The 21,048-nt window shown below is 71.9% G+C and carries 22 protein-coding genes; 5 read left to right on the top strand and 17 right to left on the bottom strand.

Annotated elements, in window-relative coordinates:
* Positions 1 to 120: 120 nt before the first annotated feature.
* Positions 121 to 960: an ABC transporter permease gene (locus tag ACNAVT_RS17565; protein ID WP_416297552.1), complete on the bottom strand. Its 840-nt coding sequence runs from the start codon at positions 958 to 960 to the stop codon at positions 121 to 123.
* Positions 961 to 1,070: 110 nt separating this feature from the next.
* A complete protein-coding gene (locus ACNAVT_RS17560) occupies positions 1,071 to 2,099 on the bottom strand; it encodes an ABC transporter substrate-binding protein (RefSeq protein ID WP_416297532.1) in 1,029 nt (342 codons plus the stop codon).
* A 283-nt stretch (positions 2,100 to 2,382) separates the two neighbouring features.
* Between ACNAVT_RS17560 and ACNAVT_RS17555 the strand changes: the two genes are divergently transcribed.
* The 4 genes from ACNAVT_RS17555 to ACNAVT_RS17540 all read left to right on the top strand — a co-directional run bounded on the left by ACNAVT_RS17555 (position 2,383) and on the right by ACNAVT_RS17540 (position 7,317).
* Positions 2,383 to 3,231: an ABC transporter ATP-binding protein gene (locus ACNAVT_RS17555; protein ID WP_416297530.1), complete on the top strand. Its 849-nt coding sequence runs from the start codon at positions 2,383 to 2,385 to the stop codon at positions 3,229 to 3,231.
* A 2-nt stretch (positions 3,232 to 3,233) separates the two neighbouring features.
* Entirely contained in the window at positions 3,234 to 4,184 is a 951-nt protein-coding gene (locus ACNAVT_RS17550) for an LLM class F420-dependent oxidoreductase (protein WP_416297529.1), read from the top strand.
* Positions 4,181 to 4,489: a cupin gene (locus tag ACNAVT_RS17545; protein ID WP_416297528.1), complete on the top strand. Its 309-nt coding sequence runs from the start codon at positions 4,181 to 4,183 to the stop codon at positions 4,487 to 4,489. The genes ACNAVT_RS17550 and ACNAVT_RS17545 overlap by 4 nt, the downstream gene beginning before the upstream one ends.
* A gap of 77 nt (positions 4,490 to 4,566) precedes the next feature.
* Entirely contained in the window at positions 4,567 to 7,317 is a 2,751-nt protein-coding gene (locus ACNAVT_RS17540; protein ID WP_416297526.1) for a hypothetical protein, read from the top strand.
* A 103-nt stretch (positions 7,318 to 7,420) separates the two neighbouring features.
* Here ACNAVT_RS17540 and ACNAVT_RS17535 read toward each other — a convergent pair whose 3' ends face one another.
* The 3 genes from ACNAVT_RS17535 to ACNAVT_RS17525 form a co-directional block, all read right to left on the bottom strand.
* Complete coding sequence (locus tag ACNAVT_RS17535) at positions 7,421 to 8,383, bottom strand: aldo/keto reductase (protein WP_416297524.1); 963 nt, start codon at positions 8,381 to 8,383, stop codon at positions 7,421 to 7,423.
* Between the two features lie 69 nt (positions 8,384 to 8,452).
* Positions 8,453 to 10,129 carry an ABC-F family ATP-binding cassette domain-containing protein gene (locus ACNAVT_RS17530; RefSeq protein ID WP_416297523.1) on the bottom strand — a complete coding sequence of 559 codons (1,677 nt, stop codon included), beginning with the start codon at positions 10,127 to 10,129 and terminating at the stop codon, positions 8,453 to 8,455.
* A 41-nt stretch (positions 10,130 to 10,170) separates the two neighbouring features.
* Positions 10,171 to 10,776, bottom strand: a complete 606-nt coding sequence (locus tag ACNAVT_RS17525; RefSeq protein ID WP_416297550.1) for a class I SAM-dependent methyltransferase — start codon at positions 10,774 to 10,776, stop codon at positions 10,171 to 10,173.
* A gap of 127 nt (positions 10,777 to 10,903) precedes the next feature.
* On the opposite strand from ACNAVT_RS17525, the gene ACNAVT_RS17520 reads away from it, so the two are divergent.
* Positions 10,904 to 12,067 carry a hypothetical protein gene (locus tag ACNAVT_RS17520; RefSeq protein ID WP_416297521.1) on the top strand — a complete coding sequence of 388 codons (1,164 nt, stop codon included), beginning with the start codon at positions 10,904 to 10,906 and terminating at the stop codon, positions 12,065 to 12,067.
* Positions 12,068 to 12,217: 150 nt separating this feature from the next.
* Here ACNAVT_RS17520 and truA read toward each other — a convergent pair whose 3' ends face one another.
* The 12 genes from truA to secY all read right to left on the bottom strand — a co-directional run bounded on the left by truA (position 12,218) and on the right by secY (position 20,884).
* Positions 12,218 to 13,051, bottom strand: coding sequence for a tRNA pseudouridine(38-40) synthase TruA (gene truA, locus ACNAVT_RS17515; RefSeq protein WP_416297519.1), 834 nt, complete (start codon positions 13,049 to 13,051; stop codon positions 12,218 to 12,220).
* 74 nt (positions 13,052 to 13,125) lie between these two features.
* On the bottom strand, positions 13,126 to 13,680 hold the full coding sequence (rplQ, locus tag ACNAVT_RS17510; RefSeq protein WP_416297517.1) for a 50S ribosomal protein L17: 555 nt from the start codon (positions 13,678 to 13,680) through the stop codon (positions 13,126 to 13,128).
* Between the two features lie 34 nt (positions 13,681 to 13,714).
* Positions 13,715 to 14,737 carry a DNA-directed RNA polymerase subunit alpha gene (locus tag ACNAVT_RS17505; protein ID WP_013735931.1) on the bottom strand — a complete coding sequence of 341 codons (1,023 nt, stop codon included), beginning with the start codon at positions 14,735 to 14,737 and terminating at the stop codon, positions 13,715 to 13,717.
* A gap of 96 nt (positions 14,738 to 14,833) precedes the next feature.
* Positions 14,834 to 15,460 (bottom strand): 30S ribosomal protein S4, encoded by a 627-nt coding sequence (rpsD, locus tag ACNAVT_RS17500; RefSeq protein ID WP_416297515.1) that lies wholly within the window; start codon positions 15,458 to 15,460, stop codon positions 14,834 to 14,836.
* Positions 15,461 to 15,474: 14 nt separating this feature from the next.
* Complete coding sequence (gene rpsK, locus ACNAVT_RS17495; RefSeq protein ID WP_007073011.1) at positions 15,475 to 15,882, bottom strand: 30S ribosomal protein S11; 408 nt, start codon at positions 15,880 to 15,882, stop codon at positions 15,475 to 15,477.
* A gap of 18 nt (positions 15,883 to 15,900) precedes the next feature.
* Positions 15,901 to 16,281 carry a 30S ribosomal protein S13 gene (rpsM, locus tag ACNAVT_RS17490; RefSeq protein ID WP_416297512.1) on the bottom strand — a complete coding sequence of 127 codons (381 nt, stop codon included), beginning with the start codon at positions 16,279 to 16,281 and terminating at the stop codon, positions 15,901 to 15,903.
* A 264-nt stretch (positions 16,282 to 16,545) separates the two neighbouring features.
* The gene (rpmJ, locus tag ACNAVT_RS17485) at positions 16,546 to 16,659 is read right to left on the bottom strand and encodes a 50S ribosomal protein L36 (protein ID WP_043965539.1); all 114 of its coding nucleotides are present in this window, start codon (positions 16,657 to 16,659) and stop codon (positions 16,546 to 16,548) included.
* A gap of 94 nt (positions 16,660 to 16,753) precedes the next feature.
* Positions 16,754 to 16,975 carry a translation initiation factor IF-1 gene (gene infA / locus ACNAVT_RS17480; RefSeq protein ID WP_007073013.1) on the bottom strand — a complete coding sequence of 74 codons (222 nt, stop codon included), beginning with the start codon at positions 16,973 to 16,975 and terminating at the stop codon, positions 16,754 to 16,756.
* Between the two features lie 255 nt (positions 16,976 to 17,230).
* Positions 17,231 to 17,824 (bottom strand): DUF1707 SHOCT-like domain-containing protein, encoded by a 594-nt coding sequence (locus ACNAVT_RS17475; protein ID WP_416297510.1) that lies wholly within the window; start codon positions 17,822 to 17,824, stop codon positions 17,231 to 17,233.
* A gap of 133 nt (positions 17,825 to 17,957) precedes the next feature.
* Positions 17,958 to 18,809, bottom strand: a complete 852-nt coding sequence (map, locus tag ACNAVT_RS17470; RefSeq protein ID WP_416297508.1) for a type I methionyl aminopeptidase — start codon at positions 18,807 to 18,809, stop codon at positions 17,958 to 17,960.
* 92 nt (positions 18,810 to 18,901) lie between these two features.
* Positions 18,902 to 19,555, bottom strand: coding sequence for an adenylate kinase (locus ACNAVT_RS17465; protein ID WP_089005222.1), 654 nt, complete (start codon positions 19,553 to 19,555; stop codon positions 18,902 to 18,904).
* The gene (secY, locus tag ACNAVT_RS17460; protein ID WP_416297506.1) at positions 19,556 to 20,884 is read right to left on the bottom strand and encodes a preprotein translocase subunit SecY; all 1,329 of its coding nucleotides are present in this window, start codon (positions 20,882 to 20,884) and stop codon (positions 19,556 to 19,558) included.
* Positions 20,885 to 21,048: the final 164 nt, after the last annotated feature.

The following is a 21,048-nucleotide window of genomic DNA, read 5'->3' as shown; positions in this document are numbered from 1 at the left end:
CCGGTTGCGGTCGGGCCACACCTTCGGTGGTCCTTGCCGTCCGCCCGCTTGGCTGAACTCGGGTGTCTACGGTCGGCGGTGCTCCACTGTCGACGGGTCACCTTCGTCGGTGTCTTGCGGTCAGCGGGCGGAGGTGGTGGCTTGGACCCAGGGGAGGGCGAGGCGTTCGACGAGGGTGAGGGCGGAGTAGAGCAGGATGCTCATCAGCCCGACCAGCACGATCGCCGCCCACGCCGTCGGGTAGTCGCCGATGCCGTTGTACTGGATGATCTGCTGGCCCAGCCCGGGCCGGTCCGAGTAGAACTCCCCGATCACGGCACCGATCGCGGCGAGCGGCATGGCCACCTTCAACCCGACGAAGATCTGCGGCAGCGCGGCCGGGAAGCGCACCTTCCGGAACGCCTGCCACCACGACGCGTTGAGCGACCGGCCCAGCTCGGCGAGGTCGGCCGGGGTGGTGGTCAGCCCGGTCGCGGTGGACAGCACGATCGGGAAGAAGCAGAGCAGGAAAACCATGGTCAGGATGGGTTTCTGCCCCCAGCCGACGGCGACCACGAGCAGCGGCCCGAAGGCGATCTTCGGCACCGCGTTGACCGCCACCAGCAGCGGCGCGAACATCCGCTCCACCTGGCGGGAGGCTGCCAGGGCCATCCCGATCAGCACGCCGGCGGCCGACGAGAGCAGGAAGCCGAGCAGGGTCGTCCAGGTGGTGATCCCCAGCGCCGGCAGCAGCACGTGGGCCGACCCGGTCAGCGAACGCCACACCGACTGCGGCGGGGGCAGCAACGCCGGGTGCATCAGCTGCAGGCCCGAGGTGACCAGCCACCAGGCCGCCACCGTGATCACCAGCCCGAGCGCCGGCAGCAGCACCACGGCCGGGCGTACGCCCGACCGGCGCGGAACGGCCTGGGTCTGCGCCGGCGGCTGCGGCGCAGGCGCCCCGGTGCTGGTCTCGGTCAACTGCGTCAAGGGGTCCTCCTCTCTCGGCCGGCCCGACGACCGGCACGCGAAGGGGGGTGCGCCCCGCCGGAACCCCGGCGGGCCGCACCCCCGTATTCCGAGTCGGCCGGTCAGGCCTTCGGCGCGAGGTTCATGTCGATGATCTGGTCGGGGGTCAGGTCCTGCTTGAGCGCGCCCGCGCCCTGGAGCAGCGCGATGGACTTGGCCACCCGGCCACTGTCCAGGGTGCCGATCGCGGTGCCGGAGTTGCTGGACCGGACGTACGCGGCCATCAGCTCCAGCTCGGCGGCGGCCGCCGCCGGGACCGTCGCGTCCACGTTCTTCTTCAGCATCTCCGCCGCCTCCTGCGGGTGCTCCAGGGCGTACTCCAGGCCCTTGAGCAGCGCCGCGACGAAGCGCTTCACCATCTCCGGCTTCTCCTTGGCGATCTTGCTGGAGGTGATCAGCGCGTTGCCGTAGAGGTCCTGCATCACGTTGCTGTAGGGCAGCACGACCGGGTTCTTCTTGGTGACCGTCGCGACGGTGGGCTGGCCGACCACGAACTGGCCGATGCCGTCCACCTTGCCGGCGGCGAGATCGCCGATCAGGCTCTGCGCCTCACCGTTGACCCAGGTCACCTTGCTGGCGTCGATGCCGGCCAGCTTGGCGTACGTCGGGAAGAGGTTGTACACGACGGAGAACTTGGTGTCGGCAAGCCGCTTGCCCTCCAGGTCCTTCGGGGTGGCGATGTTCTTACCCTCGACCGAGACGATCGCGGCCATGGTGCGCTGCTGGATCGCCGCCACCGCGACGAAGTCCTTGGCCTGGCCGTTGCCCATCTGGAGGATGCCGCCGGTCAGGTCGATCGGGCCGAAGTCGGCCTGGCCACCGGTGATGGTCTGGATGACCTGGCCGGTGCCCTGCCCGGGCTTGATGTCGACGTCGAAGCCGGCCTCCTTGAAGAAGCCCTTCTCCTTCGCCACCCAGGCGTACGAGTCACGCCCGAAGTTGCCGAACGAGGTGAGGTAGGTCACCTTTTCCAGGGCACCGCCCGCGTTCTTGGCGTCCTCGGACTTGTCCGAACCGCTGCTGCAACCGGAGGCCAGGGCGAGGGCGGCGGTCAGCGCGGCGGCGGCGACCGTACGGGTCAGCCTTCTCATCAGTGCACCATGTCCTTTCCGACCAGGCCATGCTCGCCCGGACGGGTCGTGGGTCCGACGGGGCCGGCAGGAGGGTCAGCCGACGGAACCGTCGTGAGGGGACTCTTCGCGCGCAACAGCGTACGAGAAGGCCGATGGACACCGGTCGGCGCAAGGGTTGCGGTACGGAAACGAAGTTGTTCCAACGGAAACGGCACTGCAGTCCACCCCTGACGGTGCTATAGGGACCGACCCGCTACGCTAGCCCGGCTCGCGTTCGCGCCACGGAAGGGAGCCACCGGAGATGATCCGACTGTCCGGGGTGTCCCGCACCTTCGACGGCCGCTCGGGCCGGGTCGAGGCGCTGCGTGGCATCGACCTCGAGGTCGCGGAGGGCGAGTTCGTCGCCGTCCTCGGCCGGTCGGGCTGCGGCAAGTCGACCCTGCTCCGCATGATCGCCGGGCTGCTCCCGGCCACCGCCGGCGAGATCACCGTCGGCGGTACGCCGATCACGAAGCCCCGCCGCGACATCGCCATGCTGTTCCAGCGGCCGGCGCTGCTGCCCTGGCGGTCGGTCCTGGACAACGTCCTGCTCCCGGTCGAGATCTTCGGTTGGCGCCGGAGCAAGCACCGCGACCGGGCCCGCGAGCTGCTGGAGATGGCCGGGCTGGGCGGCTTCGAGAAGCGCCTGCCGCACGAGCTGTCCGGCGGCATGCAGCAGCGGGTCTCGCTGTGTCGGTCACTGATCGGCGAGCCGCGCGTGATGCTGATGGACGAGCCCTTCTCGGCGCTCGACGCGCTCACCCGGGAGGAGCTCTCCGGCGAGCTCCAGCGGGTGCACATGGAGACGAAGGCGACCATCGTCTTCGTCACCCACTCGATCGACGAGGCGGTGCTGCTCGCCGACCGGGTGGTCGTGCTCAGCCCGCGCCCCGGCCGGATCCGCCAGGTGGTCGAGGTCGACGTCCCCCGCCCGCGCACCCTGGGTCGCAACGCGCACCTGGCCGAGGTGGCCCGGATCAGCGCCGACCTGCACGAGCTGCTGATGGAGCGAAACACCCCGGACGAACCCGCACCGGCCGACCCGGCTGACGCGTCGAGGTGGGCCGACCCGACGGAGACGGCGGCTCGGGCCGGCGCGGGAGGACGGTGACCATGCGGGTGTCGGTGTTCACCGAGCCGCACCGCGGCGCCAGCTACGACGACCAGCTCCGGTTCGCCCGGCGGGTCGAGGAGACCGGCTTCGAGGGCTTCTTCCGGGCCGACCACTACCGGTCGATGGGCGACGAGGCGGGGCTGCCCGGCCCCACCGACGCCTGGCTGACGCTCGCCGCGCTGGCCCGGGAGACCTCCCGGATCCGGCTGGGCACCCTGGTCACCTCGGCCACCTTCCGGTTGCCCGGTCCGCTGGCCGTGCAGGTGGCCCAGGTGGACCAGATGAGCGGCGGTCGGGTCGAGCTGGGCATCGGGGCCGGCTGGTACGAGCGGGAGCACACCGCGTACGGCATCCCCTTCCCGGCGGTCGGCGAACGGTTCGACCGGCTGGCCGAGCAGCTGGAGATCGTCACCGGGCTGTGGGCCACCCCGACCGGCGAGACGTACCACTTCAAGGGCGAGCACTACGAGCTACTCGACGCGCCCGCGCTGCCCAAGCCGGTGCAGCGGCCCGGCCCTCCCGTGATCGTCGGCGGGCGGGGCCCGAAGCGCACCCCCGAGTTGGCCGCCCGGTACGCCGACGAGTTCAACATGCCGTTCAAGACCGTCGCCGAGACGGCCGCCGCGTACGAACGGGTCCGCGAGGCGTGCGACCGGACCGGGCGCACCGGATCGGGGCGGAAGCCGCTGGTGCTCTCGGCCGGGATCGTCGTGGCGATCGGGCGTACCGACGCGGAGGCGCAGCGGCGGGCCGCGCCGCTGCACGTCAAGAGCGCCCTCCCGCCGGAGGATCCGGTGATCGGCTCCGCCGCTCAGCTCGTCGACCGGCTCGGCGAGTTCGCCGCGATCGGCACCACCCGGGTGCACCTGCGCCTGCTCGACTTCGACGACCTCGACCACCTGGAGCTCATCGCCGCCGAGGTGCTCCCCCACCTGGAGGGAACCCGATGACCGACCTCTCGACCGACCTCGAACTCGGCCCGGTGGGCCAGGAGATCGTCTACGAGAACGACAAGGTCCGCGTCTGGCACATCCGCCTGGAACCGGGCGAGCGGCAGCCCCTGCACCGGCACGACCACCCGTACCTGGTGGTGGCGATCCAGGGCGCGAAGAACGTCGTGCAGACCATCGACGGCACCACGATCGACGCCGACGAGCCGACCGGCGGGGTGGTCTACCGCGACCCCGGCGCGGTGCACATGCTGACCAACGTCGGGGACACGACCTATCTGGCCCGCCTGGTCGAACTGAAGTAGTCCTTCCACGCACACCGCGCCGCGCCGCGCGGTGGCATTGGTGGCGATCGGGGGCACCGGGCCGTAACGTGCCCGACATGGCCTTTCGGACGTGGGGCAGGCTTCTGCTCACGGCGCTCGGGGTGAGCGTGCTGGCCGGGGCCGGCCAGCTCGGCATCGCCTACGGGTTCGGCGTCGTGCGCCTCGACGGCGCGTTCACCGACGGCTCGGTCAACCGGTGGCCCGCCCAGCTCGCCTGGATCGGCTGGTTCGCGGCGGGTGCCGCGGTGATCGGCGCCGTCCTCACCGAACGCCTCGCCCGCCGGGACGGACTCTCGGGCAGCACCGCCGAGCAGCTTGCCGTCACCGGCGGTGCCGCGCTGGGCGCGATCGTGGTCGCACCGCTCTGCATGCAGCCGGCCCGTGCCGCCGAACTCGGCGGCACCGTCGATCCGGTGTGGGCGATCGGCATCTGCGCGATCCTCGGCGCGGTGGTCGGGGCAGGCGCCGCGATCGCCGTCCTGCTCAAACCGCCGTTCGGGTGGAACATCGCGCTCACCGCGGCGGCTGTCTGGCTGCTCGCACTGGTCTCCGCCGCGCCGTCGGCGGTCTCGGCCGGGCCGCTGCTCACCGTCCGCCTCGGGGTCCTCGAACCGTCCGGGCTGGGTGCCGAAACGGCACAGCGCCTGGCCATGCTGATCCTGCCCCTGGTCGCCCTGCTCGCCGGCGCGGCGGTCGGTGCGCTGGCTCGCCGGCGCGGGCACCTTCCGCTGGTCGGCGGCGCGGCCGGGGCGGCCGGGCCGGTGCTGCTGGCCTTTGCTTACCTGACCGCGGGCCCGGGCAGCGCGGCCGACCGGTACCAGTTGGCTCCCTACTACGGTGCCCTGATCGCGGTCGCCGCCGGCGCGCTCGGCTCGACCGCCGCCACGGCGCTGCGCCGGCCGGCCGCGGCGGCCGGGACCGGCGCCCTCGAGCCCACCGACATCCTCCAGCCCCTGCCTCCGTCGCCCGCGGTCGGCCCGGCCGACGCCGCGCCCGCCGCGGGTCGGGACCACGCCGCCCCGTCGCCGCCCGCCGTGGATCCGGCCGCCGGATCGGTGCCTGCCACCGGCGGTACGCGCGGCGAGCTCGGCCTCGCCGGGGCCGCACCGGAGGCGGGCGCACCCGGTGCCGTCCCCCCTGCTCCCGCCCACTGGGAGTGGCCGGTGAGCCCCGGCTCCGGTGTCACTCCGGTTCCGGCCGGGCCGCCACGTGCCGGCCGGACGGCCGCCGGCGCCACCACCTCCGCCGACCACACCCCGGCCGGCGCTCCCACCCCGGCCGCCGAGACCGCCTCGACCGCCGCACCGGAACCGGCCGCCCCGGGCACCGAGACCGCCTCGCCCCGCACATCGGACACGGCTGCCCCGCAGGGTGCCGAGACGATCGCGGAGGGCGCGGACGAGTCGGCCACCTGGCGCGACGCCGCCGAACTGACCCGCGGCCTGCCGGCATCGGGGTTGCTGTCCACGGGCCGGCGGACCTCCGCCATCGACGTGCTCGCCGCCGGTCGCCCGGCCGTCGCCCAGCCCCCCGGCCCGGAAGCGCGAACCTCCGCCACGGCCGCGACCGCATCGGCTCCTGCTCCTGCTCGGGAAAGGCTTACCGGCGCCAGGCCGCCGCGGCGTTCGGAGCAGGCCGCGACGACCGTTTCGGAGCCGAGCGGGTCGCCGGCGTCGGTGCCGGCCGCCACGCCGGAGCCGGCAGGCACCGGGCCGCTCGCCGACCCGGCCCCGGCAGCGGCCGGCGTCGGACCCGGCCACGACCTGCCCGCCGACGAGACGTCACCGCGGACGGATGGGAACGAACTGCCGCCGGGGTCCCCCCCGCGGGGCTCCACGCGCCGCCGGTCCCGCCATGGAACGCCTTCCTCGCCCACCGTCGACGCGGCCGCCCTCGCCCCGGCCGGGGCCGACGCACCGCGGGCCGACGCCGGCGCCCCGCCGGCCGACCCGGGCCCCCGGTCCAAGCGGGGACGCAAGGGTCGTACCAGCTCTGCCACCGGGCTGGCCCGCGTGGGGGAACCGGCCGGGCCGACGCCGGCCGACCCGCCCGCCGCAGTCGACGTGCCGCAACGGCCCGATACCGTGGCGGCGCCCGCCCCCGGGCCGGAACCGGCCGCCGCCGAGGCCGACGCGACGACCGCTGAAGGCCGACGAGGCACCCGCGGTTACCTCTTCTCCGACCCTGAGCCGGCCGGGCCCGAACTCGGCGGCTCGGGCCAGGCACCGGGGGCGCCCCGCTCTCGCGTCCCGATCTTCGAGGACGTGACAAACCGGCCGGGCGACGTGCGCCCGGCCTGGCCGATCGCACCGAGCAGGCCGGTCGACCCGCACGGCACGACCGGCACGGCCGGCACGGCCGGCACCCCGGAGAGCGCCGGCGTGCCGGCGGACGAGACCCGCGTCGAGCCCGCCCCGCGTCCGCGCCACCGCGCCCTGCCCGACCTCACCAGCGCATCCGGTTGGGAGGCCCTGGCCACCGCCCGGCACGCCGCTCCGGGCGCCCCCTCGTCGGACCCGTCCGACGGCGGGCACGGCGACGGAACCGAGCGCGGGACGACGGACCCCGCCAGTCACGAGGAAAGTACGGAGCCGGGCGGCGGCACGCCGAAGCCCCGGCGTGGTCTGTTCCGGCGGAACCGGGCCAGGGCCGACGGCGACGACGGCGGCGCCGACCGGGCCGAGAGTGCGTCAGAGCCGCTGCCGGCACAGGACGAGGAGTACGTCGACTGGGTCGCCGGCCTCGCCTCGGACGCCGACCCGGAGGGCACCGGCATGCTGCGCAGCGGCCGCCACCACCGCGACTGACCTTCGCCGGCCGCACGGTGCCGCCGGCCGGAACAGCACACCGCCCCGGCACCGTCACGCGGTGCCGGGGCGGCGGGGCCCGGGGCAGCGGGGCCGGGGGCGGTCAGAAGATGGCGTCGAGGGCGTCGAGGTCCTCGTCCGTGGGCTGCCAGGTGCCGGCCTCGGCGTTGGCGCGTACCTGCTCGGGCGTCGTGGCGCCAGCGATCACCGAGGTCACCGCCGGCCGGGCGGCCAGCCCGCCGATGGCCACCTGGAGCATGGTGAACCCCCGTTCGACCGCGTACGCCTCGATCGCCTCGATGGTGTCCCAGTCCGCGGCGGCGAGCCGCTCGGCGTACCGGCCGCCGCCGGAGAGCCGGCTGCCGGCGGGCGGCGCCTCGCCCCGCTTGTACTTGCCGGTGAGCAGGCCGTTGGCCAGCGGGAAGAACGGCAGCATGCCCAGGCCGAACCGCTCGCAGGCGGGGATGACCTCGGCCTCGACGCTGCGCTCCAGCAGCGAGTAGTGGTTCTGGGCGGAGATGAACCGGGTGCGGCCCTGGGAGGACGCGGTCCAGTCGGCGTCGGCGATCTGCCACCCGGCGAAGTTCGAGTTGCCGAGGTAGCGGACCTTCCCGGCGCGGACCAGGTCGTCCAGCGCGGCGAGGGTCTCGTCGATCGGGGTGCCCGGGTCGGGCTCGTGCATCTGGTAGAGGTCGATGTGGTCGGTGCCGAGCCGACGCAGCGACGCCTCGACCGCCCGGGCGATGTAGCGGCGGGCGCCCCGGGCACCGTGATCGGGGCCGTTCAGGCCGTGCATGTCCATGCCGAACTTCGTCGCGACCACCACGTCGTCCCGGCGGCCCTTGAGCGCCTGCCCGAGCAGTTCCTCGGAGCCGCCCTGCGGCTCGCCGTAGATGTCGGCGGTGTCGAAGAAGTTGATCCCGGCATCGAGTGCGGCGTCGACCACGGCGCGGGTGCCGTCGAGGTCGAGCTTGCGGCCGAAGTTGTTGCAGCCGATGCCGACCACGGACACCACGAGCCCGGAGTCGCCCAACCGGCGGTAGGTCATCTCAGTCACGAGATCCACCCTATGCCGCCCGCTGCCGGGCCACGGACGGAGCCGCCGACGGGAGATCGCCCGACAGCCGGTGGTCGATCATCCGATGTCCCAGACCGGTTCGGGTGTCTCGACCACCTCGCCGTCGCCCCGGAAGAGCACGAAGCGGTCGAAGGAGCGGGTGAACCAGCGGTCGTGAGTGACCGCGATCACCGTCCCCTCGAACGCGGCCAGCCCCGCCTCCAGCGCCTCGGCGGAGGCCAGGTCGAGGTTGTCGGTGGGCTCGTCGAGCAGCAGCAGGGTCGCGCCGGAGAGCTCCAGCAACAGCACCAGGAAGCGCGCCTGCTGCCCGCCGGAGAGGGTGCCGAAGCGTTGGTCGCCCTGCCCGGCCAGCTCGTAGCGGCTGAGCGCGGCCATCGCCGCGTGCCGGTCCATCCCGGCCCGGTGCTCGTCGCCCCGCCACAGGATGTCGACGAGTGTCTTCTCCATCAGCTCGGGCCGGTCGTGGGTCTGCGAGAAGTGGCCGGGCCGTACCCGCGCGCCGAGGCGGACCACCCCGTCGTGCGCGACGGGCGCGAGTGCCGCGCCGTCGACCGGGACGTCTGCCGGGTTCGGATCGGTGCCGCCGCGGGCCAGCAACCGGAGGAAGTGCGACTTGCCGGTGCCGTTCGCGCCGAGCACGGCGACCCGGTCGCCGTACCAGAGTTCCAGGTCGAAGGGGTAGGTCAGGCCGTCCAGCCCGAGCTGCTCGGCGATCACCGCGCGCTTGCCGGTCCGTCCGCCGGCCAGCCGCATCCGGATGTCCTGGTCCTTCGGGGGTACGGGCGGCGGCCCGGCCTCCTCGAACTTGCGCAACCGGGTCTGCGCCGACTGGTACCGCGACGCCATGTCGGCGTTGTACGCGGCCTTCTGCTTGTACATCAGCACCAGCTCGCGCAGCTTCTGATGCTCCTCGTCCCACCGCTTGCGGAGTTCGTCGAGGCGGGCGTGCCGGGCCACCCGCGCCTCGTGCCAGGTGGCGAAGCCACCCGGGTGCACCCAGGCGCTGCCGCCCTCGACGGCGACCACCCGGTCGGCGGTCTGGGCCAGCAACTCCCGGTCGTGCGAGACGTAGAGCACCGACTTGCCGGATTCGCGCAGCCGCGCCTCCAGCCAACGCTTGCCCGGCACGTCGAGGAAGTTGTCCGGCTCGTCGAGGAGGAGCACCTCTTCAGTGCCCCGGAGCAACAACTCCAGGGCGAAGCGCTTCTGCTGGCCGCCGGAGAGGGTCCGCACCGGACGCTCCCGGGCGGCGTCCCACGGCAGGTCGAGGACGATGGTGGCGACGGTGTCGAAGAGCACCTCGGCGTCGTACCCGCCGACCTCGCCCCAGGCCGCCAGGGCGTCCGCGTACGCGAGCTGGGCCTTGCCGGCGGCGGTGCTGTACTTGCCGCGGACCTCGGCCGCCCGCATGGCCGCCTCGGTCTGGGCGAGGCGGTGGCCGGCGTCGCGCAGCGCCGGCGGGGCGAGCGAGAGCGCCAGGTCGGCGAGCGTCGACTCGTCCCCGATCATGCCGATGAACTGCCGCATCACGCCGAGGCCACCGGACCGGGCGATCGCCCCGGTCTTCACCGGCAGGTCACCGGCGACCATCCGGAGCAGGGTGGTCTTGCCGGCGCCGTTGGGCCCGACGAGCGCCACCTTGGCCCCCTCGCCGACCCGAAACGACACCTCGGAGAAGAGTTCCCGGCCGTCCGGGAGGATGTGCCCGGCTCCTGCCACGTCCACGTAACCCACGCGGGCATCCTGCCCCAGAGAGCGGGCCGGACGACACTCGATTACCGGGTGACCCGCAGCACCCGGTAGCCCTTCTGGCTGGCGTTTCGCTCGACCTGCCACCCCTGTTCGACCAGCCAGCGGTGCAGCGAGTCGCCGCCGAGGTGCCGGGCCACGACCAGCCAGGCCACTCCGTCCGGGGCGAGCCGGGGCAGCCAGCGCAGCAGCAGCTCGTGCAGCTCCGCCTTGCCGATCCGGATCGGCGGGTTGGACCAGATCTGGGCGAAGGAGACGTCGGCCGGTACGTCGTCCGGCGCGACCACCCGGACCCGCTCCGCGGCCCCCACCCGGGCGGCGTTGGCGGCAGTGAGGGCGCGGGCGCGCTCGTTCACGTCGACCGCCCACACGGTGGCGGACGGCGCGGAGGTGGCCAGTACGCAGGTGATCGGCCCGAAGCCGCAACCGACGTCGAGGAACGGCCCGGTGGCGTCGGCCGGCGGCAGCTCGGCCTTGCGCAGCAGCACGGCGGTGCCGGGATCGAGGCGGTCGGCCGAGAAGACGCCGCCGGCCGAGGCGAGGGCGTAGTCGCGCCCGGCGACGGAGAATACGACCTCGCGCGGCTGGGCGGGGGTCGTGGGTTCAGCGGTGAAGTAGTGGTCGCCGGTCACGTCGGGCATTGTCGCACCGGCCCAGGAACGGCGCCGGCGACGGTGCGACGGGAAACAACGGACGCCACTCCGCCAGAATTTCCCGATATTACCCTCTAAAGGAATAATTGGTCTTACTGTATGCGACATGGTGTATCGGTACGAGTCCGATGAGGACGCCTTCCTGGAGTACCCGAGGCCCGAGTCGAACCGGTCCGTGTCCCGCGCACCGGCGCCTCCGCCCACGGGCCCCTCGCCGTCCCGCTTCCCCACCCCGTCGCTGCCTCCGCCGGTCCGGGCCGCCCGGCCGGCCGTCGACGTCGGCCTGTCGCCGGCCCCACCGGCGGCCGCGCCCCGAGGCACGGTCCCGCCGCCCCCGGTGCCCGCCGAGCCACCCCCGGTGGCCACCGCCCCGGTGGCCGCCGAGCCACCCCCGGTGTCGGCGCCTCCGAGCCCGGTCGTCCGTACGACCGACCCGCTGGACCTGTCCCGACCCCGCCCTGCCGACCACAGGCGCGGCGGCGGCCGGGCCTGGCAGGTGCTGATCGGCGGCGCCGCCGTGCTGGTGCTGCTCGCTCTCTGCGGACTGGCCGTCACCGCCATAGTCCAGGACCGGACCGTCACACCACCGGCCGCCCAGTCGACCGACCAGCCCGTGGTGGACCAGTCCGCCGCCGCCGACGATCGGACCGACCTCGACTCCCGGGACACCGACCAGGTGGCGCTCACCGCCAAGGAGGTCTTCCCCGGCAAGGAACTGGTGGTCGCCGACGGCCGGCCGGCCTACCAGGTGCTCAAGACGCAGTCCAGTGCGAGCTGCGCGGTCGCGGCGACCGGCGAGGTCAGCGACCTGCTGGTCCGCCTCGGCTGCAACCAGGTGGTCCGGGCGACCCTCCGCTCCCCCGACGGTGGCTTCCTGCTCACCACCGGGCTGTTCAACCTCACCGACACGGCCAGCGCCCAGCGAGCCCGGGACCGCGTCCGGCAAGTGCTCGACGAGCGCCAGGGCCGGTTCCAGGGCATGGCGGCCGGCAGCGACACCGAGAACGTGGCCACGGCAGCCGCCCGGGTCGGCTGGCAGGTTCGCGGCCACTACCTCGCCTACTGTCTGGTCACCCGCGCCGACGGGGAGCGGATCAGCTCCACCGACACCAAGAGCCGCGACATCCTGTACGACATGATCGAGGTGTACCTGAACCGCGGTGTGCTGGAGCGCCGGAGCAACGGCGGGGTGACCAGCCAGCCCGCGGGCGCGACGGACGGCACCGCCAGCCAGAGCGGCACGGGCAACCGGAACTCGACAGGGAACTGAGCACGACACGACGGCCCGTCGTCCCCACCCGGGGGCGGCGGGCCGTTCGACGGATGAGGCGGGACCAGCCAGGTGGTCGGCCCGCGGCGGGCACGTCGTCGCGGGTCCGAGGGACTTCCGCCGCCCACCGGCACTCAGCCGCCGGTACGGTCAGCCCTCGGCGACCGGGACACGGAGCCGACGGGTGAGCGCGGCGCGGCGGGCGTACTCGGCGGGGTCCGCCGGGTAGCCGACCTCGACGAGGGACAGCCCGTGCGCCGGCGCCACGGTCACCTCACTGGATCGTTCCCGCCGGGTCAGCAGGCTGGCCGGCCATTCGACCGGCCGACGGCCGTCCCCCGCGACCAGCATCGCACCGACCAGGCTGCGGACCATGTTCTGACAGAACGCGTCGGCTCGCACCGTGGCCACCAGGATCCCGTCCGGTTCCCGCCGCCAGTCCAGCCGGGTCACCTCGCGCAGCGTGGTGGCGTTCTCCTTGCGCCGGCAGTACGCGGCGAAGTCGTGCTCCCCCACCAGCCCCGCCGCCGCGGCGTTCAGCGCCGTCAGGTCGAGCGGCCTGGGCCAGGCCAGGGTGTCCTTCCGGCGCAACGGCTCGGCCCCCCACGGGGCGTCGGTGACCCGGTACTCGTAGCGGCGGAAGGTGGCCGAGAAGCGGGCGTCGAAGTCGGCCGGCACCTCGGTCATCGCGCGTACCCGCACGTCGGGCGGGAGCAGCCGGGCCAGCCGGCGCAGCAGTCTTCCGTCGTGCTGCCGCCAGACCTCGGCCGGCAGGTCGAGGTGAGCGACCTGACCGGTGGCGTGCACGCCGGCGTCGGTACGCCCGGCCACGGTCAGCCCGGTGGCGGTGCCGGCACCGAGGACCAGGTCCAGCGTCTCGACGAGCACCCCCGCGACCGTACGCCGGGTGGGCTGGGCGGCCCAGCCGGAGAAGTCGGTGCCGTCGTACGAGACGTCCAGCCGCAGCCGGATCCGCTCGTCCACCTCGTACCTCCCGTTGACGCCGTCGGGCCCGGCACCCAGAAAGGGGTGCCGGGCCCGACGATTACTGCCTCTGCTCAGGCCTTGTTCTCGTTGGCCTCGTCGTCGTCCTCGCGCGCCTGCACGGTGTCACCGGAGGCGTGCACCGGCGGCTCGGAGTCCTGGTCGGCCGGGGCCGCCGGGGTCTCCTCGGCCGGGGCCAGGGCCTCGACCTTGTCCTGCTGCGCGGCCTTGCGGGCGGCGGTCTTCTTGTTCGCCTTCGGCTCGGCGACCTGAAGCTCCTCCACCAGCTCGATGATCGCCATCGGAGCGGCGTCACCCTTGCGCGGGCCGGTCTTCACGATCCGGGTGTAACCACCGTTGCGGTTGGCGTACCGGGGCGCGATCTGGTCGAACAGGCTGTAGACCACGTCCTTGTCCTTGACGACGGCCAGCACCCGCCGACGCGAGGCGAGGTCGCCCCGCTTGGCCTTGGTGATCAGCTGCTCGGCCAGCGGACGCAGCCGCCGGGCCTTCGTCTCGGTGGTCTGGATCTTGCCGTGCTGGAACAGCGACATGGCCAGGTTGGCCAGCATCAGCCGCTCGTGCGCGGGGCTGCCGCCGAGGCGGGGGCCCTTGGTGGGCGTGGGCATTGTTGGTGCTCCTCAGATGTGGCGGCAGCCGGACTCAGAGCTGCTCGGTCTCGCGGTAGTCGTCGGTGTCGTAGTCGGCCTCGCCGAAGGCGTCCACGACGTGCGCCGGGTCGAAGTTCGGAGCCGAATCCTTCAGCCCCAGGCCCATCCCGGCGAGCTTCATCTTGACCTCGTCGATCGACTTCTGACCGAAGTTCCGGATGTCGAGGAGGTCCGCCTCGGTACGCCCGATCAGCTCACCAACGGAGTTGATGCCCTCGCGCTTGAGGCAGTTGTAGGAGCGGACGGTGAGGTCCAGCTCCTCGATCGGCAGAGCCAGGTCCGCCGCCAGCTGGGCGTCCTGCGGGGACGGCCCGATGTCGATGCCCTCGGCGGTCTCGTCCAGCTCCCGGGCCAGCCCGAACAGCTCCACCAGCGTCGAGCCGGCCGAGGCCAGCGCGGTACGCGGGCCCATCGACGGCTTGGTCTCGACGTCGATGATCAGCCGGTCGAAGTCGGTCCGCTGCTCGACACGGGTCGCCTCGACGCGGTACGTCACCTTGAGCACCGGCGAGTAGATCGAGTCGACCGGGATCCGGCCGATCTCGGCGCCCGCCTGCTTGTTCTGCGCCGCCGTGACGTAGCCGCGACCCCGCTCGACGGTCAGCTCCATGTCGAGCCGGCCCTTGCCGTTCAGGGTGGCGAGCTTCAGGTCCGGGTTGTGCACCGAGACACCGGCCGGGGGCTGGATGTCGCCGGCGGTCACGTCGCCCGGGCCCTGCTTGCGCAGGTACATGCTGACCGGCTCGTCGTGCTCGGAGCTGACGCAGAGCTCCTTGATGTTCATGACGAGCTCGACCACGTCCTCCTTGACCCCGGGGATCGTGGTGAACTCGTGCAGGACACCGTCGATCTTGATCGAGGTGACGGCCGCACCCGGGATGGACGACAGCAGCGTACGCCGCAGCGAGTTGCCCAGGGTGTAGCCGAAGCCCGGCTCCAGCGGCTCGATGGTGAACCGGGACCGGGTCTCGTTGATCGACTCCTCGGAGAGAGTCGGTCGCTGGCTGATGAGCATCTTTTCTCTTCTCTTCCGGGGCGCCCGCTATATGACGCCCACGACACAAACTGTTCCGGTGGCCCGCCCCGGAGGACGGGCCACCGCAACGAGCCCTTACTTCGAGTAGAGCTCGACGATCAGCTGCTCCTGGACCTGGGTGTCGATCACCTGGCGGGCCGGGAGCGAGTGCACGAGGATCTTCAGCTGGCTCGGGATCGCCTCCAGCCACGCCGGGACGGTCTTGGAGCCGGCCTCACCCTGCGCCACCAGGAACGGGGTGAGCTCCTTGCTCTTGGCACGCACCTCGACGATGTCGTGCTCCTTGACCCGGTACGACGGGATGTCGACCTTCTTGCCGTTCACCGTGAAGTGACCGTGCTTGACCAGCTGACGGGCCATGTCCCGGGACTTGGCGTAGCCAGCCCGGTAGACCACGTTGTCCAGCCGCGACTCGAGGATCTGCAGGAGGACCTCACCGGTCTTGGCCTGCTTGCCCACGGCCTCCTCGTAGTAACCGCGGAACTGCTTCTCCAGCACGCCGTAGACCCGGCGGGCCTTCTGCTTCTCACGGAGCTGGAGCAGGTACTCCGTCTCCTTCGTGCGGCCGCGGCCGTGCTGCCCGGGCGGGAACGGCCGGGACTCGAACGGGCACTTCGGACCATCGCACTTGCTGCCCTTGAGGAACAGCTTCATCTTCTCCCGCCGGCAACGGCGGCAGTCAGCACCGGTGTAACGAGCCATCTCTCTCTAACCTCTCAGACCCGGCGACGCTTCGGCGGACGGCATCCGTTGTGCGGCTGCGGGGTGACGTCGGAGATCTGACCGACCTCGAGGCCCACGGCCTGCAGCGAACGGATGGCGGTCTCCCGGCCGGAGCCGGGACCCTTGACGAACACGTCGACCTTGCGCATGCCGTGCTCCATGGCCCGACGCGCGGCGGCCTCGGCGGCCAGCTGCGCGGCGAACGGAGTCGACTTGCGGGAGCCCTTGAAGCCCACCTGGCCCGCGGAGGCCCAGGAGATGACCGCACCGGTCGGGTCCGTGATGGACACGATGGTGTTGTTGAAGGTGCTCTTGATGTGCGCCTGCCCGTGGGCGACGTTCTTGCGTTCCTTGCGCCGGACCTTCTTGACAGCGGCTCCGGCACGAGCCTTCGGTGGCATAAGTCTGTGCGCTCCTAGTTACTTCTTGCCGGGCTTCTTCTTGCCGGCGACGGTCCGCTTCGGGCCCTTCCGGGTCCGCGCGTTGGTCTTGGTCCGCTGGCCACGCACGGGCAGGCCCCGGCGGTGCCGGATGCCCTCGTAGCAGCCGATCTCGACCTTGCGGCGGATGTCAGCGGCGACCTCGCGGCGCAGGTCACCTTCAACCTTGTAGTTGGCCTCGATGTGATTACGGAGCTGGACCAGCTCCTCATCCGTGAGGTCCCGAGCACGCTTGTCCGGCGAGATGCCGGTGGCGGCGAGCGTCTCCAGGGCGCGGGTACGGCCGACCCCGAAGATGTAGGTGAGCGCGATCTCCAGCCGCTTCTCGCGGGGGAGGTCCACGCCGACTAGACGTGCCATGTGCGGGCGTACTCCTCGTGATGTTGTGGCGGAGGTGTGGACCCGTCCCACCCCGCTACCGACCGTCCCTGTCCTTCCGGCGCGGTGAGCGCCGGCGACCGGGATCGGTCGCTGCCCGAGCGGGCCCCGGCCTCCGACCGGGGGTCAACCACGAGGGATACGCGTTGCGTACCGCTCGCGGCTGGGACGAGCTGGTGATGTGTTGTCGGGATCTGCGGCCCGGACGGAGTTCCGCCGCCGCTCGTCACGGTCGGCGGGAACGACTCAGCCCTGGCGCTGCTTGTGGCGCGGGTCGGAGCAGATGACCATGACCCGGCCGTGCCGGCGGATCACCCGGCACTTGTTGCAGATCCTCTTGACGCTCGGCTTGACCTTCACGGTTGCCTTACTTTCCCATCTGGGCCCGGAGGCGCGACGTAGCGCGACGCCGGACGTCGAAGACGGACACGGGACGCCCCGGCCGCCGTCAGGCTTACTTGTAGCGGTAGACGATGCGCCCGCGGGTCAGGTCGTACGGCGAGAGTTCGACGACGACCCGGTCCTCCGGCAGGATGCGGATGTAGTGCTGCCGCATCTTGCCGCTGATGTGAGCCAGCACCTTGTGGCCGTTCGCGAGCTCCACCCGGAACATGGCGTTCGGCAGGGGCTCGATGACCCGACCCTCGATCTCGATGGCTCCGTCTTTTTTCGGCATGTCCTCCGCTGTCCTGACGTCGGTTGCTCCGGACGGCCCACAACGTCTTACACGGGTGAACTGACCAAGATCAGGAAACCCGCGCCAGCCGCGGCTCCGAGTCCCACCGAAGCGCTTGGTGGGCATGCCGGAGTGGACGCTGTGCGCCGATCAGAAAGTGTACGCCCGCCTGCGCGCAGTCGCCAAACCGACCGCCCGCACGGCACCCGACCGGAGGGGCGCCCCAAGGCCTTTCCCCGCCAACTGTGGCGCTCGTCATACGTTCGGGAGGACCGGCGGCTCGCCGCGCCCACCGTCGACGCGCCCCTCCCGGCGGGCCCGGCGGCGTTCGTCCCGCTCGGCCCGCCGGCGGCGCTTCCGCTCGACGGCCCGCTGCGGCTCACCGGAGGCGAGACCGCCAACGGTCTGCATCAGGATCACCACGCCCCACGGCCCGAGCACCCAGACCGGCCAGTAGTAGACGAACCCTCCCCTACCCATCGTGGAGAACAGCCAGATCGCGGTCATGATCCCGGCCACCCGGAGCCACGGCAGCCACAGGTTGATCAGCCAGGACCGCCGCACACCGGGGGCGCCGGCCGGTGCCGGGTCCTCGGCGACCGGGGCCGGAGGCCCTCCGGCCGCCCCAGTGGGGCGCGGCGCCACCGCCGACCGTTCCGCCGGAGCCGCCCCGGGCAGGTCGACCACGACCGCGTCCAACTCGCCGTAGGTCTTCGCGGCGTACGCCCGCTGCAGGCGCTCGTCGTACTCGTGCAGGTCGAGCCGGCCCTCCTCGAGGGCCACCCGGAGGCGCTCCGCCGTCGCCTGCCGGTCCGTGTCAGCCGCCCGCATCCCGTCGCGCCCGTCCATGACGGCAAGCATGACACCGTTACGCCACCGGCGCGGACCCGACCTTCCGACAGCCGGCGAGGTACGCGACACACCGCCGCTTACCGATCCGTCGAACTGGTCCCGGCGACCGGACGGGCGGGCCGGAGCCCGGTCAGAGCGCCGGGGAACTCGCCGGCTGGCGGGAGGTGACCAGGTCACCGAGGCGGGCCCGGCCGCCGTCCTCGGCGGTCAGCACCCACACGCCGTCGTCCAGCAGGGCCATCGAGTGCTCCACGTGCACCGCCATCGACCCGTCCCGGGTCACCACGGTCCAGCCGTCGTCCAGCTCGGCGGTACGCGGCGAGCCCATCGTGATCATCGGCTCGATGGCGAGCGCCATGCCTGGCACCAGCCGGGGGCCCTTACCCGGGCGCCCGTGGTTGAGCACGTGCGGGTCCTGGTGCATCTCGGTGCCGATGCCGTGCCCGCCGTACCCGTCGACGATGCCGTACCGGCCGCCCTTGCGGACCGCGTTCTCCACCGCGTGGGAGATGTCGGTGAGCCGGCCCTTCCCGCTGGCCGCGCCCCGGGCAGCCGCGGCGATCCCGGCCCACATGGCGTCCTCGGCGACCGCGGCCATCTTCAGCAGGGCCGGGTCGGCCTCGCCGACTCCGACGGTGATGGCGGCGTCGCCGTGCCAGCCGTTCAGCACCGCCCCGCAGTCGATCGAGATCAGGTCACCCTCGCGGAGCACCTGCTTCGGCGACGGGATGGCGTGCACCACCTGCTCGTTCACCGAGGAGCAGATCGACGCCGGGTAGCCGTGATAGCCCTTGAACGACGGGACGGCGCCGGCCTCACGGATGGTGGACTCGGCGATCGCATCAAGGTCGGCGGTGCTCACCCCGGGGGCGACCGCCTCCCGCATCAGACGCAGCGCACGGGCCACCACCAGACCGGCGGCCCGCATCATCTCGATCTGGTCGGGGGTCTTCAGCTGGATGTCCAGCTGGGGACGACGCATGGGAGGCGTTACCTTTCGTTGCGCGGAACAGCGGGGTACGTCGGGACGTACCCCGCTGTTCGCACTCTATCCGCCGGAACCCGGGCGGGACGTCAGCCGCCGTACGACCGCAGGGCGTCGATGGCGCGGACGGTCACGTCCTCCACCGGCCCGGTCGCGTCGATGCCGACCAGCTTGCCCTGGGCGCCGTAGTAGTCGACCAGCGGCGCGGTCTTCTCCGCGTACTCCCGGAGCCGGGCCGCGATGGTTTCCGGCTTGTCGTCGTCCCGCTGGAACAACTCCCCGCCGCACCGGTCGCAGATGCCCTCCCGCGTGGTGGCGTCGAACTCCACGTGCCAGATCTTGCCGCAGCCGCGGCAGGTACGCCGGCCGGAGAGCCGCCGGATCACCTCGTCGTCGTCGACGACCAGCTCCAGCACCAGATCCAGCGCGGTGCCGAGGTCGGCAAGGAGCTTGTCCAGCGCTGCCGCCTGCGGCGTCGTACGCGGGAAACCGTCGAGCAGGAAGCCCTCGCTGGCGTCGGGCTCGGCGAGCCGGTCGCGCACCATGTTGATGGTGACCTCGTCCGGGACCAGCTTGCCGGCGTCCATGTACCGCTTGGCCTCGACCCCCAGGGGCGTGCCCTGGGAGACGTTGGCCCGGAAGATGTCACCGGTCGAGATCTTCGGCACGGAGAGGTGCGCGGCGATGAACTCCGCCTGTGTGCCCTTGCCCGCCCCCGGCGGGCCAACCAGAACGAGTCGCATCTACCGCAGGAACCCTTCGTAGTTCCGCTGCATGAGTTGACTCTCGATCTGCTTCACGGTCTCCAGACCGACGCCGACCATGATGAGCACCGCGGTACCGCCGAACGGGAAGTTCTGGAACTGCTGGTTGTCCAGCCAGATGAAGAAGAAGTTCGGCAGGATCGCGATGACGCCCAGGTAGACCGCGCCCGGCAGGGTGATCCGGCTGAGGATGAAGTCGAGGTACTCGGCGGTCGGCTTGCCGGGGCGGATGCCCGGGACGAAACCGCCGTACTTCTTCATGTTGTCCGCGACCTCAGTCGGGTTGAACGTGATCGACACGTAGAAGTACGTGAAGAAGATGATCAGCAGGAAGTAGATCGCGATGTGCTCCGGCGCGCTCGCCTTCACGATGTGGTTCTGGATCCAGGCCTGGGTCTTGCCCGGGTTGGTCTGGTCGAAGAACTGGAGCGCGAGCGTCGGCAGGTAGAGCAGCGACGAGGCGAAGATGACCGGGATGACGCCGGCCTGGTTCACCTTCAGCGGGATGTAGGTGGAGGTGCCGCCGTACATCCGCCGGCCGATCATCCGCTTGGCGTACTGCACCGGGATCCGGCGCTGCGCCTGCTCGATGAAGGTGACCAGGCAGATGACCACCAGGACCAGCACGATCACCAGGGCGAACATGCCCCAGCCCTTGGTGGTCTTGATCTTCCAGCCCTCGCTGGGGAGCCGGGCGGCGATCGAGGTGAAGATCAGGACGGACATGCCGTTGCCGACGCCCCGGTCGGTGATCAGCTCGCCGAGCCACATGACCACGCCGGTGCCGGCGGTCATCGTCATGACCAGGATGCCCAGGGTCAGCCAGTCCGGGATGCCGGTGTCCCGCGGGACGATCGGCCACTGGTCGCAGCGGTTCTGGAACAGCTGCCCGGAGCGGGCCAGCGCCACGAACGCCGAGGACTGGAGGATGCCCAGGCCCAGGGTCAGGTAGCGGGTGTACTGGGTGATCTTCGCCTGGCCGGCCTGGCCCTCCTTGCGGAGCTGCTCCAGCCGCGGGATGACCACGGTCAGCAGCTGCAGGATGATCGACGCGGTGATGTAGGGCATGATGCCCAGCGCGAAGACCGACAGCTGCAGCAATGCGCCGCCGGAGAAGAGGTCCAGCAGGTTCAGCACGCCGGTGCCGCCGCCCTGGATGGCGTCGAGGCACTTCTGGACGTTGCCGTACGAGACACCTGGGCTGGGCAGGGTCGCGCCGAGCCGGTAGATCGCAATGATGCCTACCGTGAACAGCAGCTTCTTGCGCAGGTCAGGCGTTCGGAACGCACTGAGAAAGGCGGACAGCAACTTCTTCCTCCTGCGCGAGGCGGGCCGCCGGTGATCCCTGGCGGGGTGGGGTGGGTGCCGGGCCGGTGCCCGAAATCCATAGCTGGGAAGGGACTCTAACAGCCCGATCCCGGTCGGGGCAGATGCGCCCGGCTACATAAAACGAATCCGATGTTACCCGGCGC

This window comes from Micromonospora sp. SL4-19 (assembly GCF_047921475.1).
Taxonomy (GTDB): Bacteria; Actinomycetota; Actinomycetes; order Mycobacteriales; family Micromonosporaceae; genus Micromonospora.
Note: the sequence above shows the minus strand (reverse complement) of the source record. Positions and strands in the feature narration are given on the sequence as shown.